This window comes from Bradyrhizobium sp. LA6.8 (assembly GCF_040547935.1).
In the GTDB taxonomy this organism is placed as follows: Bacteria; Pseudomonadota; Alphaproteobacteria; order Rhizobiales; family Xanthobacteraceae; genus Bradyrhizobium; species Bradyrhizobium barranii.
In genome coordinates this window covers 59,467-76,257 of the sequence record NZ_JBEPQQ010000017.1, presented here as the reverse complement: position 1 = coordinate 76,257, position 16,791 = coordinate 59,467, and the positions used below count along the sequence as shown (strand labels likewise).

The 16,791-nt window shown below is 60.7% G+C and carries 16 protein-coding genes; all 16 read right to left on the bottom strand.

All coding sequences use genetic code 11. The annotated features are described in order from the left end of the window. Nucleotides 1-112 precede the first annotated feature (112 nt). The 16 genes from ABIA90_RS44255 to ABIA90_RS44175 all read right to left on the bottom strand — a co-directional run bounded on the left by ABIA90_RS44255 (nucleotide 113) and on the right by ABIA90_RS44175 (nucleotide 16,788). Nucleotides 113-613: a hypothetical protein gene (locus ABIA90_RS44255; RefSeq protein WP_354116278.1), complete on the bottom strand. Its 501-nt coding sequence runs from the start codon at nucleotides 611-613 to the stop codon at nucleotides 113-115. Between the two features lie 620 nt (nucleotides 614-1,233). Next, the gene (locus tag ABIA90_RS44245) at nucleotides 1,234-2,061 is read right to left on the bottom strand and encodes a hypothetical protein (RefSeq protein ID WP_354116280.1); all 828 of its coding nucleotides are present in this window, start codon (nucleotides 2,059-2,061) and stop codon (nucleotides 1,234-1,236) included. An 84-nt stretch (nucleotides 2,062-2,145) separates the two neighbouring features. Continuing rightward, nucleotides 2,146-2,595 carry a cupin domain-containing protein gene (locus tag ABIA90_RS44240; RefSeq protein WP_354122173.1) on the bottom strand — a complete coding sequence of 150 codons (450 nt, stop codon included), beginning with the start codon at nucleotides 2,593-2,595 and terminating at the stop codon, nucleotides 2,146-2,148. Nucleotides 2,596-2,707: 112 nt separating this feature from the next. Further along, entirely contained in the window at nucleotides 2,708-3,193 is a 486-nt protein-coding gene (locus ABIA90_RS44235; protein WP_354116282.1) for a cupin domain-containing protein, read from the bottom strand. Nucleotides 3,194-3,830: 637 nt separating this feature from the next. Further along, nucleotides 3,831-4,244 (bottom strand): hypothetical protein, encoded by a 414-nt coding sequence (locus ABIA90_RS44230; RefSeq protein ID WP_354116283.1) that lies wholly within the window; start codon nucleotides 4,242-4,244, stop codon nucleotides 3,831-3,833. 276 nt (nucleotides 4,245-4,520) lie between these two features. Beyond that, complete coding sequence (locus tag ABIA90_RS44225; RefSeq protein WP_354122172.1) at nucleotides 4,521-4,892, bottom strand: DUF1622 domain-containing protein; 372 nt, start codon at nucleotides 4,890-4,892, stop codon at nucleotides 4,521-4,523. A 190-nt stretch (nucleotides 4,893-5,082) separates the two neighbouring features. Beyond that, a complete protein-coding gene (locus ABIA90_RS44220) occupies nucleotides 5,083-6,327 on the bottom strand; it encodes a cation:proton antiporter (RefSeq protein WP_354116285.1) in 1,245 nt (414 codons plus the stop codon). 101 nt (nucleotides 6,328-6,428) lie between these two features. Then, nucleotides 6,429-6,812: a CrcB family protein gene (locus ABIA90_RS44215; RefSeq protein WP_354116286.1), complete on the bottom strand. Its 384-nt coding sequence runs from the start codon at nucleotides 6,810-6,812 to the stop codon at nucleotides 6,429-6,431. A gap of 12 nt (nucleotides 6,813-6,824) precedes the next feature. After that, a complete protein-coding gene (locus ABIA90_RS44210; protein ID WP_354116287.1) occupies nucleotides 6,825-7,214 on the bottom strand; it encodes a fluoride efflux transporter FluC in 390 nt (129 codons plus the stop codon). A gap of 296 nt (nucleotides 7,215-7,510) precedes the next feature. After that, entirely contained in the window at nucleotides 7,511-8,848 is a 1,338-nt protein-coding gene (gene clcA / locus ABIA90_RS44205) for a H(+)/Cl(-) exchange transporter ClcA (RefSeq protein WP_354122171.1), read from the bottom strand. A 103-nt stretch (nucleotides 8,849-8,951) separates the two neighbouring features. Then, nucleotides 8,952-10,211 (bottom strand): class I SAM-dependent methyltransferase, encoded by a 1,260-nt coding sequence (locus ABIA90_RS44200; RefSeq protein WP_354116289.1) that lies wholly within the window; start codon nucleotides 10,209-10,211, stop codon nucleotides 8,952-8,954. A 95-nt stretch (nucleotides 10,212-10,306) separates the two neighbouring features. Continuing rightward, complete coding sequence (locus ABIA90_RS44195; protein WP_354116290.1) at nucleotides 10,307-11,851, bottom strand: arylsulfatase; 1,545 nt, start codon at nucleotides 11,849-11,851, stop codon at nucleotides 10,307-10,309. 61 nt (nucleotides 11,852-11,912) lie between these two features. Further along, nucleotides 11,913-12,953 (bottom strand): cytochrome d ubiquinol oxidase subunit II, encoded by a 1,041-nt coding sequence (cydB, locus tag ABIA90_RS44190; protein ID WP_354116291.1) that lies wholly within the window; start codon nucleotides 12,951-12,953, stop codon nucleotides 11,913-11,915. Next, complete coding sequence (locus ABIA90_RS44185) at nucleotides 12,950-14,341, bottom strand: cytochrome ubiquinol oxidase subunit I (protein ID WP_354122170.1); 1,392 nt, start codon at nucleotides 14,339-14,341, stop codon at nucleotides 12,950-12,952. The genes cydB and ABIA90_RS44185 overlap by 4 nt, the downstream gene beginning before the upstream one ends. A gap of 51 nt (nucleotides 14,342-14,392) precedes the next feature. Continuing rightward, nucleotides 14,393-16,177 (bottom strand): pyrroloquinoline quinone-dependent dehydrogenase, encoded by a 1,785-nt coding sequence (locus tag ABIA90_RS44180; RefSeq protein ID WP_354116293.1) that lies wholly within the window; start codon nucleotides 16,175-16,177, stop codon nucleotides 14,393-14,395. 167 nt (nucleotides 16,178-16,344) lie between these two features. Continuing rightward, entirely contained in the window at nucleotides 16,345-16,788 is a 444-nt protein-coding gene (locus ABIA90_RS44175; RefSeq protein ID WP_354116294.1) for a YidH family protein, read from the bottom strand. Between the last annotated feature and the right edge of the window lie 3 nt (nucleotides 16,789-16,791).

Genomic DNA, 16,791 nt, shown 5'->3' with positions numbered 1-16,791 from the left:
ATGATTCCCACAGGAGCCGGCGGTAGGTGAAAAAGCCTTGTACGCGATGTTGGCAGCACCTGCTGTGACCCGAAGGCCCCTGGCCTGATATTGATGCTAATCGTGCCCGCAATTACCGCTGGAGCGCATTCTCCACGGTCATGGCGATCCAGGCGGCGCCTGAAAGGCCTTGTTTGCGGGCCGTTTCGTTGAGTACTGCGACAACGTCAGGTGTGAGCGGTACACTGATGATAATGTCCAGGCCGCTTTCGAGGCTGTAGACCAGCTGTGTGACCTGACCGGTGAAACGCCGAAGATGCGCGTTCTTTTCCGCTTCTGTGAGCGAGCTTTCTTGCGCGACCATGGGGCAGTAGGCACCAACAAGATGGTCAATGATCAGACTTTTCGACATGCCGCCCTGCCGCAGCGTGCCGATAGTCGCGCTGAGCCGCTCGCTATTGGCCATTGCATTGCCGTCCGGAAGCAATCGCTGAATCTCCTGCAGCTTTGCAGGCGTGGTCGGTTTGACAGGGAGGGGGCACTCAAACTTTTCCGCTGCCACGCCGACTGGCGGCATCGCGGTGAGCATCAGACCAAAACATGTCAGGCCGCAGAGAAGTGTGCTCTTGTTCATAAGATGCATCCTCAAATTCGTAGCCAGCGCAACCCTCCCCCGAAGTCAGGGGCAGGATATGACAAATACACTTGCCTCCGGACGAAGCGGATCGTTACCTAATGGGGCGTTAGAACAAGACGCTATTGCAGGGTTGCGTTGACGGCGATTACTGACGTGCCAGAACTCGTTGGACTCTTGCCGCTCGCCTGAACGGAGAAAGTATCGGTACCTCTATATCCAGCCTGCGATGTGTATACGAAAGAAGATACATTGAGCTGTCGCAGCGTGCCGTGTGCCGGATTCTGCGAAACGCTCGAACTCAATATTTCGCCGGTAATATTGACGGTAAATAGGCAACTCCCGCCGGAAGCGATCTCGATATAGCCTATCGAGTTAAAGCCCCAGCCCGCTGGTGGTGATCCTGACACTACGCACTGAGGAGCGTTTTGGGAAAGTGCGGGCGCCGCTGCAGCTATCAATCCCAGCGCGGCCGCAATTAGCATTGAACACTCTCGCGTCATGTATGTCATTTGGGTGCTCCATTGCTCTTCGTTGACCCAGCGGGAAAGCTTTTCCCAATGCAGTCACTTCGCTTTGTCGCCCGATGTTCCTGCCCGTGTACATCGTTCGAGCACCCCTCAGTAGCAAGGCGGGTAGGGGTAATAGCCGCAGTACGGATATACGTTCGCCGCCGCCGCACCGACCGCCGCCGCACCGAGCGCAGCGCCGCCGACCGCAGCAGCTGCATAGGGAGCTCCCCGATACCAGGCACCGCGTGCGACGTAGGGATGGTACCCGACGCCGACAGCGCCGACGCGCGCGACTCTGACGTCTCCTACACGGGCGTAGCCGCCTCGGAAGCCACCGGCATGGAAGCCGCCGCCGTGGAAGCCGCCGAAGCCGAATCGGTCGATGAAGAGTGCGGCCGCGCCATCGGCGCCTGTCAGCTCACCTTCCAGCACATCCACGTCGAAGGTCAGCTTGTCGCCTTCAAGCTTCGCCGTCTTCAGCGTGACGACGGCATCGTGGATTTTCGACCCGTCCATGCTGAACACCGAGACAGTGCCGTTCGGCGGATTCTTGGTGAAGCTTTCGTCGCTTTCATTGTTCGGCGCCCACTCCGCCAGCAGGTGCGTCGTAAGTGTGTGCCCTGCCGCCCGCACCGGGCGGTCTGCGAAGACGATCGAGTTGGGTGCGACGCCGGTCAGCGTCAGTTTCCCGCCCTGCAGGCTCGCGCCGCGGGCGTTCATCACGATCAACGACGGCACGATGTCCGGGCCGGCCTGGCCGATCGTCTTCTGCAGCGGCACGTGCTCCGGCGTCGAAGGCGCGGTCTGGGCCAGCACCGATCCCGGCGCGCAGAGCGCAATGGCGATGATCATCCAGCCGATGCGATTCTTGGCCGCCATCTTGCGCGGCGCGTTTCGGGTACCAGACGGTTTTTCCGTGAATATGCAGTCAAGCATGGCGTTACTCTCCTGTTTATGATGCGTCGGAGGCTCTTCGCCTGATGCATCGAAAGCCCACATGACTCGTGGATAAGCGGCTTGTCATCGTGCATCTGGGGGTCGTGCGATAAAGAGCCTCTCCTTAGGAAGCGCTTCGGCGACCGTTCGTGGCAGGCCTAAATTGACAGCCAGCACATCCGGCGGATTCGAGGCTACCCATGCGCTGAGGTCGTGGGAATGATAGTGCCCGCTGTTGAATCCGAGCAGCAAGCGCAAGATGCCGCTACCGGTATTGCGGATGTAGTGTCCGGCGCCCATCGGCACGTAACCGATGTCACCCCTCACGAATTGTTCGGTTACTGCGTTACCCATCCCTAAATAAACAGCCATCTCAGCCGCACCCTCAAGATAGTATTGCCACTCGTCGGCGAGGGGATGCCAGTGAAGCTCACGCATGGCGCCCGGCTCGATCTCCAGCACGGAGACGGACAATGTTGTCGAGATCGGAAACTCATCCGCGGTAGCCGTCCACTGCGCGCCGCCGCCGGGCACGCGCCGCGGCTGCTGGGCGCCTAACGGATAGCGGTGCGTCGTTAAAAGTGTCGGCTTCGCCCGGGGCGTAGCACGTGCGAAGGAGTCATCGGGAACGGCCCCCTCTGCAAAGTTAAGTCTCTCCCTTCGGAAGCTTGGTCGCCCACTCCATGCCGAGGCCGAGATTCTGTGAGACGACGGCAGGCGACGTATGGGCTAACCAATCAGTGATGCTAAGTGTATGATCCTCAGAGAAGGCGCCGTTGTCGAACATCAGAATGAAATGGCACTCGCTTGGCCCAGTCCCCTGGATGGAATGGCCCCAGCCGCGAGGGAAATACCAAACATCGCCCGGCCCGAACGTATCGGTCGCCGCTCCTTCGGGGCTCAATACAGTGGTACGGCAGTTGCCAGATACGACGTAACCCAACTCGGCAGCAGTCGTGTGCCAATGCAGTTCGCGCAGGCAACCGGGTTGCAAGCGCATAGAGGCGCCGGCAATACCCTGGCTAACTGGGAACTGCCGGACAGATGCGCCCCGTACGAGACCGCCAGAGCTAGTATGCGGCGGTTGCCGTTCCAGGCGGTAGCGGAACGATGGCAGAGCCGGGTCGCTCATATCTGATCTCCTGGCCGCAATATCGGCGCTCGCCGGACTGAATATTCGTTCAGCTGAACCCCTATCGTGCGGTCGCGATCAACTGAAAATAACGTGCAACCCGCCAAGGCCGCGTTTGGATCGCAGCCCGACACTAAGGAACGGAATTGCGTTGGACCATCGCAGGGAACACGTGTTGGAGTACGTGGAAACACCTGTTGCCGACGTGCAAGGGTTGCTGACTTCCACGCTCAGACGTCAAGAGACGCTATATTTCAATGGACGTGATCAACCGTCTGAAACCGCTCGGCATCAATACTTCGTCAACTCTCCCGAGGAGTTTACACGCATTCAGTCAGCCGGCATCGCCGCGATGGACTGAGGTACCAACGCAGCCAATATCAAGATGGAAGGGTAGCGCCGCTTCCCCACAGCAACAAAGAAACCGACGAAGGTAGCGACTGGCAATCTGGCAGGGTGAGATTGCAACCACCACTCTGGAGCCGCGAAAACACGACTTGCATTCACCAGGCGGGGTCCATGCGTTCCTTCGCGTTCAGCACTTGGGCTGTCGCATGCTCTTCATCAGGTTTGTAAACAGGGCTGTCCAAGCAGTCGGGCACTCTCACGGCGGCACCATCAAAGCGGTCGAGTGAAATCAAGGGCGGTCCGATCGACTGAGAAGCAGCCAAGCGCCAATGCCGAGCGTCGGGTCGAGAACTGCAAACGCGAGCAGAAAGTGAGGAAAAACTCCTGCGATGGCCAAGGGTACGAGCACCAAGGGAACGAGCACCACTCTGTCCAATACGCCAGCGGCGACGATCCGTCTGCCGCCGGAGAGGCCACCGAACAGATAGAGCCAGCCAATGACCATCACGGTCATACCCACTACGCGGATAAGCGAAGCCTCGCTTCCGACGAAAGCCGCATCCCTGAAGATGGTCTGCACCATTCCGGGCCAAATAAGTACAAGGGCTCCGAGCCCCAAATAGATAAAGCCGTTCATTGCCGTGTATTTTGATGTGATCGCCTGATCGAACGGTCGCTCAAGAAGAGCCTTGAAGAGTGACATACTGTAATCCCGCTGGTGAAGTTGCTGGCCCAGTACAGGCCTCCCGCTCACGGGTGGGGTCAGGTTTTTTGGCAGTTTCAGAATTGCCGTCAACATTGTGCGCGCGCTATGCGCCTCCGGCCGGTTTTCGTCAGAATAATTAGGGTGCACCTCAGCGTAGTTGCTGGCTCCAAGGAGCAAAATTTAGCGTTGGCGAGCATACCGACGAAATCTCTTGAAGCTTGTCGTCCTGAATCGGCTTGGGTCCACAGCGCTGAGGTCCGCTATAGCGTTGCATCATTCGGAAGTAGACTTGCTGTCTACAGGCTCGAATTGCCGTCTGCGAACCTCGGAGAGATCTCTCTCGAGGAAGAAGTTGAGCAAAGTTCGAATCACTGCGACGATCGCGAGGCGCACCAGCTCATCCCAGCTCGGAGCGATTGAGGTCGCAAGGATATCGGCGGCGAGCTGGAAGGTGAGGCCGGCGACCAGCCAGCGCGCGTAGTGCAGCCACACGTCTCGCCTTTCATGTCCGGTCGCAGATGGCAAGAGCATGACCCGCAAACCCTGGACAAAGGCTTGGATCGTCCCGATCGCGATGATGACCAATACCACCGCATCGATTACCAGCACCGTGCCATTGGTGATTGCCGAGAGCCATTCATGCATCGCGAACACCTCGGAACATCTTCAACGTCCTCTCGACCAGCAGGCCAGCACCGGATGGCCGCAAGCAAGTCGTCGGCTCCGACCGTAGGCCGATATCCTTCGTCAGCGTTCGGGCCGTGCGGTCGTCTTTCATTTTATTGCGACTTTTTAGCCGCCCTCAGATCATCAGACTCACAACCGCGCGCGCTCCTCATGCGCCGGCCTGTCGATTATCGCGCCCCCCGTCCTCCAGCATGCCGGGCGCGAAGCGTTCCGTCAGCACCGGCCCGAGAATGGACGTGGCCAGCATCAACACGAGTACCGCGTTGAGCATTGTGTCGTCCAGCATTCGTTGCCCTGCCCCATTGCGCGTGTCGAAGGCGACCACCGCGGCGGCCAGGGTTGCGGCCACCTGCGGCAAAGTTAGCGCCCACATCGTCGATCTTGCGGCCGGCGTGTAACCGAATAGGCGAGCCCCAACCGCCGCGGCGATCCACTTTCCCGCGAGCAAAGTGACGACGAGTCCTAAGGCCAGAGGGAAATGGTCGACGATGTCTGTGGCGAACACGACCGGATCGATCACCAGACCGGTGACGACAAAGAAGCTCGGGATGAACAAGGCTTTGCCAAAGAATTCCAGTTTGACCCTTGCCGGATCCACCTGCACCGCGCTGTTGACCGCCAGTCCCGCCAGGAACGCGCCGACGATCCCCGGCAGGTTTATGAAGTCGGCGATCGCGCCTGCCACCGCCATGACGGCTAGCATCACCAGAAAATGGGCTTCCTCGTTACTTCCCATGCTGCTCAATGCCCAGGCGCCGGCGCGACTGAGCCCAATCAGGATCAGCGGCACAAAGATGGCAATCTCGATGAGCTGGATGGCAAGCCCTTCCGCTGAGAAGCCGGTTGTATACATCGAGACGCAGACCGCGAACACGACCAATGAAAGTGTGTCCGACAGCACTGTGGCGCCGATTGTCACGACGATCGGTTCGAGCCGAATGACACCCAGTCTCTGAACTATTGGTACACTCAGCAACGTGTGGGATGCGAGCAGCGATCCGACCACGATCGCCGGAATGAGCGCATAGCCAAAACCGAGGCCCAGCAAAGTGCCGAAAAGCAGTGGCACGCTGGTGGTAAGAAGCCCGAAGGTGATCGACCGGGCCTGAGCCTTGCGGAAGAGGGCAATGTCGATCTCGAGCCCGGCGGAAAACATCAGCAACAGCTTGCCCAACTCGGCAAAGAAGTTCGCTATCGGCCGGTGCTCACCGAAGAAGCCGAGCACGTGCGGCCCCAAAGCGACCCCGAAAAGCAGCAGGCCGACCATCGGCGGAAGTCTGATGCGGGCCGCCAGCCCCGGAACGCCGACGATGGCCGCGACAACGATCGCGAACTTTGCCAGATCCGGCAGCGCCAGGACGTGCGATCTCATCGCGTCGATCATGCCCGTCATATTGCACCCCTCGCGTCACATCGGCGAAAGCCGGTCCGAACTACATGTCGAATGCAAACGGCTGCTTCCACGAGCGTCTCTTCCCCCCGCAGGAGAGCGGTTCATGCTGAGCCTTGTCCGCCGAGCTTCAGTCCGACAGTGACTGCGATGTAGCCCAGCACCAGACTGATCACGACATAGACTGACGCGACGACGGCGCTTGCCGTCGAGGTCGACATCAGCACGACTGCGCCATAGACAAAGCTCGAAAATGTTGACAGTCCGCCCGCAATGCCGGTGCCGACCAGCATCTCGGCACCTTCGGACACGATTTGCCTGCGATGCAGCCCTGTGACGAGACCGAGCAGGAATGCGGCCAAGAGATTGGCAACGAGGATATCCAATGGGAAATTGTCCGCCAGGTTCGGCACCATCAGCATGCTGAACTCGCGCAACATGGCACCCAGGGCCCCGCCGACGAACACCAGTATGACAACATTGACCACGGCAAGTCCTCCTCAGCCCTGCGCACGGGCAAGTGTGCCGCCGAGCGCGGCGCCGAGCTGACCGACTACGACTGAAAGCAGAAGATAGGACGCGGCAGGAGCGCCGCCTCTCCTTCCGGCTAGCTTGACGGCGTCGAGTTGCATGCTGCTGAACGTCGTGTAGCCGCCGAGCCCCCCCGTCAGAACACCGGCATTGAGAGCCGTGCCATAGCGATCGCGCCAGTCGACCTTGAACAGGACGGAAAGGTAGCCGATGGCGAAGGCACCCGACACGTTGAACAGGAACGTGCCGACGGGAAAATCGCCACGATAGTGCTCGCCGATCACACGCCCGGTCATCCAGCGCAACAGTGATCCCAGACCACCGCCTAAACCGACCCACATAACATCCAACGGCGTCATCCCGGCTACTCCGGTTCTGAACTGGCCTTCCCGATCATTGTTGCAACCGCAAGAACTCTCAACAACCTCTTGTTGGCTCGCCCGACGTAACGAGTATCGCGTCGTGCACCGCGCTCTAAGATTAAGTCCTCCAATCCGCCCGGGCTATGCAAATCCGGCATGGACGAAAAAAGGAGTCGAGGCATGTCATCGGCCATCGGTGAATCGTGAGGGTATTGCGGAACAGGTTCGGCAGTAGAGGGCCGTTCGGCGGCCAAATTGCTGAGCTATCGGCATCATTTGGTTTCGACGCATCTCTAAGTTTCCGCCTGCTTGATGCGTGTTCTTTCGCGCTCGAGAGTGCGCTCCCGCAACGAATCGTAGATTGGCGCATCGTGCATCACAGTTGGCACCAGCATGGCCATGAAACAGGCTCCCAACATCGGCAAAAGCATTGTGACGTTTGCCGTCATCTCGACGACGAGTACGATGCCAGTCAGCGGGGCGCGGACAACACCGGTGAAAAAGCCGGCCATCCCGACCAAGGCGAATCCTTCAGGTTGAATGTTCAGATCTGGAAATACAAGCTGGCAGAGCTGACCGAAGAACAATCCCAGTTGGGCTCCCAGTACTAGCATGGGGGCAAACAGGCCCCCCGGTGTCCCGGCCGCATACGATATGGCGCCGAGCCCAAGCCTGAGCAGGAAAAGGAGCGGAAGCAGGCCAAGCGTCTCCGCCCCGACCAGAGTGCGCTGCGTAATCGGATCGCCGCCGCCAACAAGGTTGGGCGCGAACCAAGCCAGCATTCCAACTGCTGCGCCGATAAGACCCGCACGCAGCTCGAAAGGCCATCGGTCGAGTCGATCGATCGTCGCAATAGTTCCGAGCAGCAAGCGATTATAGACAATCGCCACAAGTCCGGCGACCGCCCCGAGGACGAAATAGAGGGGCCTCGTTGCCGCACCAGCATAGGTCAACGCTCCAACATGGAAGTCTGGTGCGTCGCCGAGGAGCACGCGGGACACGGAGATGGCGGTCGCCGACGCGCCAAGCGCCGCAATCGCAACGCGCAACTCGAATCGCCGTACCAATTCCTCCAGGACAAAAATGGCGCCGGCAATCGGCGCGTTGAACGCAGTGGCCAGCCCTGCCCCCGCGCCGGCGGCAAGCAACACTCTGCAGTCGGGCCAGCCGCGTCGAAATACCTTGCCGACTAGATGCCCGATGGTCGCGGCCATCTGGACGCTCGGGCCTTCACGGCCGAGCGCCAGCCCCGAACCGATTGCCAGCACCCCGGCAACGAACTTCACCGGTATGATGCGAAACGGCGCCTGCGGCAGGTCCTCGTTCAGGACCGCCTCGACGTGTGGGATGCCGCTCCCTGATGCGTTGGGTGAGTAGCGGCGAACCAGCCAAGCCGCTACCGCCGCCGCCGCGGCGCAAGCAATGCTAACGACCATAAAGCCGGCGAAGGCTTTCGAATGCGCCCAGACGATGAAGACCTCGCGAAACCTGTCCGCCCGTTCAAGCAAGAGCAGGAAGAGCGCTCCCACTAAGCCTGAAACTGCGCCAACGATGAGCGCCAAAACAGCAAGCACCACGAGGCTGCCATGGTCGCCATCTCGGTCACTCGCAAGGTTCTGCCCGGGGGTCATTTGCATTCCGAATTGGGGACAGGCGAGAACTCGGAGAGGGCCATCAATATCTTTCCGTCGACGACGTCAGCCGGATATGGCGCGGCCCCGTAGCCTGAAGTATTCATTGTCTCTCCTTCTCACGGTCCCGATGGTTCGCGGCGGCACACGATGCGTCAAAGACGACCTGGTCGTATTGCCAAAGGCGCTCGAAGAATCTCAAGGCTCGGCGATCGCCCTCGCCGTCCTGCGCTGCAAATTGCAGAATTTCGGCCAGCGTTCGGTTCCCGTCGATGGCGCCGAGCAGTTGGTCCTCGAAAGCATCAATGGTGAGAATGAGATCGGTGAATGTATGCGACCGGTTTATCAGCACCGCGACGCTACCAGGAGGCAGACGTTCCCGAACGCACACCGTCCGTGGCCGCGCAACGGGAACATAGTCGCGCCAGCGATCGCCGGCAAAGTTGATCGGCTGGCTCGCATCGGAGCGGTCGTCTCGGTATGCGATGAAGCTATGCGAGAACATCGTTCCTCGGAAGAGCTCGACGGCGGCGTGCTGCAGTCGCGAGGGCAATGAAGCCAAGCGCGCGGCGTGCGGGCTTAGCGCCACCACCCCGCATTGGGCCAGGTAGGGCGCCTGCTCGATCCAGCGACCAAAGAACATGCCGCACCGATCGAGCCATGCATACAGCTCCGGGACGGTGTAGGCGCGATCCTGGGGATGAAGAAGTGCGTCCGCCATCGCTTCCGGCCGCCGGAAATCCGCCGCCCGGCGCAGCACGCCTGAAATCGGGTGGTCTGCCGACAATGCTTCGATTGCGGCGCCGAGATCTCGTAGATCCTCTGCCGACGCGCTGATTCCGAGCAGGCGGCAGTACTCCTGCATCATATAGATTCCGGCCCGGCCGTAGCGTGCGTAGACCATCAGGCGCATCGCGCCGCTCGGACGCAGCACGTCGCGAAGGGCGCGAAGGCCGTGATCCGGGTCGGGCAGGTGATGCAGCACTCCTGTGCAGACCACCAGGTCGAACGAGCGTCCAATCTTCCGGACGCGCTCGATCGGGAGCTGATGGAGTTCGAGATTCTCGAGATTGTACTTGCGCTGAAGATCGCGCGTGTGACGCAGGCTCGTATCGCTGATGTCGATTGCGGTGATTCGCGCATCGGGCTCGCGAAGCGCGTACCGCGCGGCCTGCGAAGTGCCGCATCCGGCAATCAGGATTTCTTGTCCTCCCCGCGGTTGCTTGGCCGGCCACATCAGATGGAACTCGGCCCGGCGACGGTCCGGGTTCTTGTAGTGGTCGCGGTGTGCGTCCAGACTTGTGCGTGGGGCCGGATAGGGCATCCTTTCGTAGAAGTCGCGGACTTCCTCGCTGCGGCTCATCTCGGACCTCCTCGGATTTCCGGCCTCAGCGCCCGCTCAACGTCGAGCGCCACAGGCGGCAGCCAAAAGCCTGCCGCCCGAAGCCGAATGCGGGCTCAGTGCATTCCGGAGGCGGTTTCGTGCATCATCCTCAACGCGTCGTCGAGGGTGAAGGTGTTAGGCTTCTGAACCGGCGGGAAGTCCTTGAATGTCGCCGCCCATTGGGCGGCGGCCGCCTGCGCGCCGTACAACAGGTAGATGTGATGAATGTACCACTCCCAGTAGGTGTTGGACGTCTGTTCCGCCCGCTCGTAAGGGTCGGTGCGAAGATTGAACATCTTCGGTATTCTGAGCCGGGTGAACGGCTCGGCCCAGATCTGTAGCGTGCCGTGGCAGCGCTGCTCCATGAACGCCATCTTCCAATTGTCGTAGCGCAAGCCCAGCACGTCGCCGTCGTCGCTCAAATACATGAAGAACTCGCGCGGGCTCTGCTTCGCATCGCCGGTGAGGTAGGGCACAAGATTATAGCCGTCGATGTGGTTCTTGTAGGTGCGGCCGATCGCCTGATAGCCGCTCTTCAGCTTCTCAACGACTTCCGGATCGCCGGCCATGGCGAGGAAGGTCGGAAACCAATCGTGGTGCTGGACGATCCCGTTCGAGACTTGGCCCGGCTTGATCTTGCCCGGCCAGCGCACCACCATCGGGACGCGGAAGGCGCCCTCCCAGTTGGTGTTCTTCTCGCTGCGGAACGGCGTCATGCCGCCGTCCGGCCACGAGTTCATGTGGGGACCGTTGTCGGTCGAATACATGACGAAAGTGTTGTCCGCGATGCCGAGTTGGTCGAGATAATCGAGCACCTGGCCGACATTCTTGTCATGGTCGATCATTGTGTCGTGATAGTCGGACTGCCAGCGTCCCGCCTGTCCTTTGTTCTCGGGCTTGGGATGGGTGTAGAGATGCATGTGGGTCATGTTCAGCCAGACGAAGAACGGCTTGCCGGCGTCGTTCTGGCGTTTCATGAAATCCTTGGCCGCCGCAACAAATTCGTCGTCGCAGGTTTCCATGCGCTTCTTGGTGAGCGGGCCGGTGTCGGTGACCCTCTGTTTTCCGACCTTGCCCCAACGCGGCTCATCGGTCGGGTCGTCCTTGTCGGTCGCCCATGAATGGATCACGCCGCGCGGTCCAAACCTGTTGCGGAAGTTCGGGAAATCCTTCTCGCTCGGGTAGTCCTCCATTTCCGGCTCTTCTTCGGCGTTGAGGTGATAGAGGTTGCCGAAGAACTCGTCGAAGCCATGGTTGGTCGGCAACATGTGGTTGAGATCGCCGAGGTGGTTCTTGCCGAACTGGGCGGTCGCGTAACCCTGGTTCTTGAGGCAGGCGGGGATGGTCGCGAGCTTCTCCGACATGCCGATCGGCGCGCCCGGGATGCCGACCTTGGAAAGGCCGGTGCGATAGACGCTCTGCCCGGTGATGAAGGAGGAGCGTCCCGCCGTGCACGACTGTTCGCCGTAGCAATCGGTGAACATCGTACCTTCCCTGGCGATGCGGTCGATGTTGGGCGTCCTGTAGCCCATGAGGCCGTGCGAATAGCAGCTTAGATTAGAGATGCCGATATCGTCGCCCCAAATGACGAGGATGTTCGGCTTTTCCGTCTTGGCCATTTCAATCTCCTCCTGTTGGTATTGCAGTTGCGGGTGTAGTAGAGGGGCATGACTCTGTGCATTACGATCGCTTTACGGTAGAGGGCGGCGCGCTCATCGGGGTGTGGCCTTTGCGCTGCTTGCCGCGAAACATCCAGTAGACGACTGCGGTGTAGGCGGCGATCACCGGCAGCACGAACAGTCCGGCGCCCCAAAACAGGAAAGACAAGGAAGCCGCAGGCGCTGCCGCCGCGGCCACCGTGACGCTGTAGGGGATCATGTACGGCCAGAACATCACCGCGAGCGAGAGAAAGGTGGCGACGAAGAGCACGACCGTCATGGCGAACGGCCATGAGTCGCGACGCTGACGCACACCCGCAAAAATGCCGACGATCGCGATGATGCCGATCAGCGGAAAGATGAAGCCCCACGGACGGTCGAGGAAGAGGCTTCCAGTCATGCGGGCCCGATCGATGAACGCCATCACGACCGCAATGCACAGGACCGCAACAACCGCACCGGCAAGCACCGGTATGCGACTGCGCGCCCAGCTGCGTAGCGGATCTTCGGACTTAAGGACCAACCAGCCCGCGCCGAGCAGGGCATAAGCAAGCACGAGGCCGATGCCGCACAGAATCGGAAGCGCCGCGACCCAGTCGAACGAGCCTCCGGAAAACTGGCCGTTCACGACCGGTATTCCGCGGATCATGGCTCCGACCGCCGCGCCTTGGACAAAGGCCGCAACGAGCGAGCCGGCAGCGAAGCTGCGATCCCAGAATCCTTGTGCAGCGCCCCGAGCGCGGAATTCGAACGCGACGCCGCGGAATATCAGTCCCAAGAGGAGCAGCAGCACCGGGATGTAAAAGGCCCCCAGGAACACTGCGTAGACGGTGGGGAAGGCTGCGAACAACGTGGCGCCGACCACGATCAGCCAGGTCTCGTTGCCGTCCCAAAATGGAGAAATCGAGGCGATCATTTCATCCCGCAGCGCCTCGTCTTTGGTAACGCCAAAAAGGATCCCGACGCCCAGGTCAAAGCCGTCCAGGACGACGTAGGCGAGAATCGCCAAGCCGATCACGGCGAGCCAGAACAGGGCTAGCGCTGAGGGGGCCGTCGCACTCATCGGGGTTCCTCCGTGGAGGATTGCATTGCAACAGCCAGCGGCCGAGCCGGAGTCATTTTCGCCCGGTCCGACGCATCGCGCCCAGGGCCATCCCGCAAAAGTCGGTGAATGAAAAACAGACCAAAGCCGAATATTATGGCGTAGGCGATGACGTAGCATGCCAGCGAAAACAGCACGTCACCCGTCGTCAAAGACGGCGTTACAGCATCCTTCGTGCGCAGGAGGCCGTAGACGACCCAGGGCTGGCGGCCGACTTCGGCGGTGAACCAACCGGTGAGGATGGCGATGAAGCCGCTCGGGAAGGACAGGAACGCCACCCACAGAAACCAGCGTGTCCTCTCCAGCCGGCCGCGCCAGCGCAGAAGGTTTCCAAACCAGGATACCGCGAGCATGATCAGGCCCATTCCCACCATGATGCGGAACGCGAAAAAGGGAATGATCACCGGTGGGCGGTCTTCGGGCGGGAAGGTCTCCAACCCAATCTCGCGCGCGGTCCAATTGCCGGAGGCGATGAAGCTGCCGAGCCTGGGGATTTCAATCGCAAAGAGATTCCGCTCCTCGAATCGATCTGGCAAAGCGATCAGCACCTCGCTTGCCGGCTGCTGGGTCTTCCAGCGCGCCTCGATCGCCGCGAACTTCGCAGGCTGATGCTTGAGCACGTAGAGGCCCGTCAAGTGGCCGAAGAAGAGCTGGATCGGGATCAGCACCGCGACCAGTCCAAGGCCCCAGTTCAGCATCGCGCGCGACTCCGGCACGTCCCTGCCACGCAGCAGGTACCAGGCGCCGGTGGCCGCCACGCACATTCCGGTCGTCAGGAAGGCGGCCAGCAGCATGTGCGGCCAGCGCACCCGCATGATCGATCCGGTCGTGATCGCCCACCAGTCCGCAGGAATGATCCTGCCGTCGACAATCGTGTGGCCAAGCGGCACCTGCATCCAACTGTTGTTGGCGAGGATCCAGAACGACGAGAACATGGTGCCGAGCGAGACCATGCAACAGGAGAGAAAGTAGAACCAGGGCGGCACGCGGTCGCGACCAAGGAGCACGACGCCGAAGAATGTTGCTTCCAACATGAAGGCAGTGAAGGCCTCATAGCCCAGCAACGGCCCCTGGATCGATCCGGTGCGCTCGGCCAGTACGCTCCAGTTTGTGCCGAACTGGAAAGCCATCACGATGCCGCTAACCACGCCCATGCCGAACGACAGAGCAAATATCTTGAGCCAGAAGTCGAAGATCCGCCGATAGAGCTCGTTGCCATTCCACAGCCGCACGCCTTCGAGAGTTGCAAGCCACGCGGCGAGCCCAATGGTGAAGGCTGGAAAGATGATATGGAAGCTGATGACGAAGGCGAACTGCACGCGCGACAGCAGAACGGGATCGAGCTCCATGACCAGGCTCCTCATTGGCTCGCGCGGCGGCCGGCGCCGCCGTCGGCTGATTCAGTTGCCTTCGACGCCCAGGATCGCGATCTTCGCTCTCCGGATTTCAGTCGGAAAGGCGGGGGATACATAGCCGGTCGCTACCGCGACTTTCTGCGCGCCATTGGCTGTATAAGTGATCACTCCGCCACCGATCGCGCCGCCGATCTTCTTGCCCCACAGCTTCTGGCCGGTCGCCGCGTCAACCGCATAGAAATTGCCGCCCATGTCGCCGAACAACACGAGGCCTCCGGCGGTCGGCGTCACGGCGCCGATGATCGGGTAATTGGACTTCAGCCTCCACTTCCACACCCCGGTATCAGCGTCGACGCCATGGAGCCATCCCGCCCAGACACCGTCGGCACGCGTGAACTTTCCAAAGATGTCGGCCGGATTGAGAGACTTCTCTCCCGTCCATATTTGTCCGACCGAACTCGCCAGAACTTCTTCCCTCGTCTGCAGCCTCACCGTCGTGCACCAGTCGTTCTGGCCGGTGAAGATGAAATTGGTCATAGGGTCGTAGGCCGGGCTGTTCCATTCCCCCCCGCCCGCCACGCCGGGACAAAAATGGACGTCCTTGTCGACAGCGAAGGGCTCTTGCGCATTCTCGATTTTCGTCGCCGGCGTCCGGTACAAGAGCTTGTTGTCGGCAAGATCAAAGCCGTAAAGGTGTCCGTCCTTCGGCGCCACCGCCATGAGCCTCTTGCCCCCCCTTGTCTTGATCAGAGCCGGCGGGTTGGAGACGTCCCAGTCGTGCCAATCCCTGGGCACAAGCTGGAAATGGTTCTTGTAAGCGCCGGTCTTGGCGTCGAGGACAACGACGGAACCGGTGAAGAGATTGTCGCCCTGGCGAACGCTGTTGTCGTAGTCGGGCGCGGGATTGCCAACGGGCACATACAAGAGCCCAGAAGCCGGGTCCAAGGTCGTAGAAGTCCAGGTTCCCCCGCCGCTGATCGGCGCGCCGGGCACCATTTTCCAAGTCGAAGTGTCGAGCGGCGTGGCGCCCTCAGGCCCGCGAACAGTATCGCCCTCGGTCTTGGGCACGAGGAAGAATTGCCACACAATCTTGCCGGTCTTGGCGTCGAGCGCGTACATGTGCCCTTTGGCGCCCTTGACGTCGCCGCCGGCGTTGCCGACGAAGACGAGGCCCTGCCAGGCGATCGGTGCCGCTGGCACGTCTTCAAGCTTTTTCGCGTCCCCGATCGTCGCCTCCCACAGCCGCTTGCCGGTCTTGAAATCGTAGGCCAGCACGCGCCCGTCTTGGGTGCCGCGGAACAACATGCCGTCGAGGTACGCCGCGCCCCGATTGGTCGGCAGAATGTAGGACGGATATTCCTCGTGCGTGCGCCAGTTCTCGGCGCAGGTCGCCGGGTTTATCGAGAAAATATCGAATTCGGTTGTGCCGATGAGCGCGCCCTCGACCATCAGAAGACCGGTCTCGAAGGCCGTTAATCGCCCGGTGTCGTAGGTACACAGCACCTTGAGCTTGCCGACATTCTTCGTGTTGATCTGGCTGAGGTCGGAGAAGCGCTCGGAAGTGAGCGTCTTGTTGTAGCTCGGCCAGTCCGCGGCGGCCGGCGAGGGAGGAGCCGCAGGCGCAGGCGCCGCAGCGCCCTTGTAATTCGGGTTCGTTTCCGTCGCTACGGCACCCCGACGCGCAAAGAGCGACAGGATTTCGCCGCGCAAGTCGCCGAGGTCCACCTCGATTCCGACCTCGTCCGCAAGCGCGGAGGTGACTCCTCCGCCCACAACGCCCGCGCTTAGCGCAAAGAGTACGATGCTGAAGAGTTCGAGTCTGCGATTCATTTGCGCCTCTCCTGTTCGCTTACAAGCAGGTTTTCCACTGTCGAGGGCAACCGCCCTTCGAAGGTAAGGGCTTCGCTTCCATGCTCATGCTGATGAACCTGTTTACGATGGTCGGGCTTGTGTCGGTCATTTCGGAACCCCTTTCGGTCGCGGTTTCGCGCGGTCAGCTACACGAGGCGCAGCAGCACGGCAAAGAAGGCAAACACGCCGATGCAAATGAGGAGGATGGCGATGGCGATAACCGGCGTATGCATTCCCTCCCTTGTCAGTCCGGCAATTGGGGCGAACGTTTCGCTCCAAAGGTAACGAATGCCCCACAAGTACTGCCAAACCGAAATGAGTAGCGAAAGGACGCCGCATGAGATCAGCGCCAGCCCGAGGTCCCGCGGTGCGTTTGGATAAGCAGCAGGTCGGGCTCCGGGCATCTGTTCGAAGCGTACGAAGAACTGGACGATTGCGAAGCCGAAGCCGATCAGCGCGACTGCCGTCCGTATCCACGACATCATCGTGCGCTCGATGCTCAGGCGGGTGCGGATCCAGCCAAAGTGGCTGTCTGAGGTTACTCTCACCTCGAACCTGCCCGCGCTTGGGATGGAGTGTGGGTCTGCCATAGC

What these genes read in the sequence shown, in the direction of transcription:
- ABIA90_RS44175 (WP_354116294.1), bottom strand. Translation starts at nt 16,788, where the DNA reads ATGGCAGACCCACACTCCATCCCAAGCGCGGGCAGGTTCGAGGTGAGA.
- ABIA90_RS44230 (WP_354116283.1), bottom strand. Translation starts at nt 4,244, where the DNA reads ATGTCACTCTTCAAGGCTCTTCTTGAGCGACCGTTCGATCAGGCGATC.
- ABIA90_RS44245 (WP_354116280.1), bottom strand. Translation starts at nt 2,061, where the DNA reads ATGCTTGACTGCATATTCACGGAAAAACCGTCTGGTACCCGAAACGCG.
- clcA (WP_354122171.1), bottom strand. Translation starts at nt 8,848, where the DNA reads ATGACCCCCGGGCAGAACCTTGCGAGTGACCGAGATGGCGACCATGGC.
- ABIA90_RS44180 (WP_354116293.1), bottom strand. Translation starts at nt 16,177, where the DNA reads ATGAATCGCAGACTCGAACTCTTCAGCATCGTACTCTTTGCGCTAAGC.
- ABIA90_RS44220 (WP_354116285.1), bottom strand. Translation starts at nt 6,327, where the DNA reads ATGACGGGCATGATCGACGCGATGAGATCGCACGTCCTGGCGCTGCCG.
- ABIA90_RS44210 (WP_354116287.1), bottom strand. Translation starts at nt 7,214, where the DNA reads ATGACGCCGTTGGATGTTATGTGGGTCGGTTTAGGCGGTGGTCTGGGA.
- ABIA90_RS44255 (WP_354116278.1), bottom strand. Translation starts at nt 613, where the DNA reads ATGAACAAGAGCACACTTCTCTGCGGCCTGACATGTTTTGGTCTGATG.
- cydB (WP_354116291.1), bottom strand. Translation starts at nt 12,953, where the DNA reads ATGAGTGCGACGGCCCCCTCAGCGCTAGCCCTGTTCTGGCTCGCCGTG.
- ABIA90_RS44185 (WP_354122170.1), bottom strand. Translation starts at nt 14,341, where the DNA reads ATGGAGCTCGATCCCGTTCTGCTGTCGCGCGTGCAGTTCGCCTTCGTC.
- ABIA90_RS44235 (WP_354116282.1), bottom strand. Translation starts at nt 3,193, where the DNA reads ATGAGCGACCCGGCTCTGCCATCGTTCCGCTACCGCCTGGAACGGCAA.
- ABIA90_RS44195 (WP_354116290.1), bottom strand. Translation starts at nt 11,851, where the DNA reads ATGGCCAAGACGGAAAAGCCGAACATCCTCGTCATTTGGGGCGACGAT.
- ABIA90_RS44225 (WP_354122172.1), bottom strand. Translation starts at nt 4,892, where the DNA reads ATGCATGAATGGCTCTCGGCAATCACCAATGGCACGGTGCTGGTAATC.
- ABIA90_RS44200 (WP_354116289.1), bottom strand. Translation starts at nt 10,211, where the DNA reads ATGAGCCGCAGCGAGGAAGTCCGCGACTTCTACGAAAGGATGCCCTAT.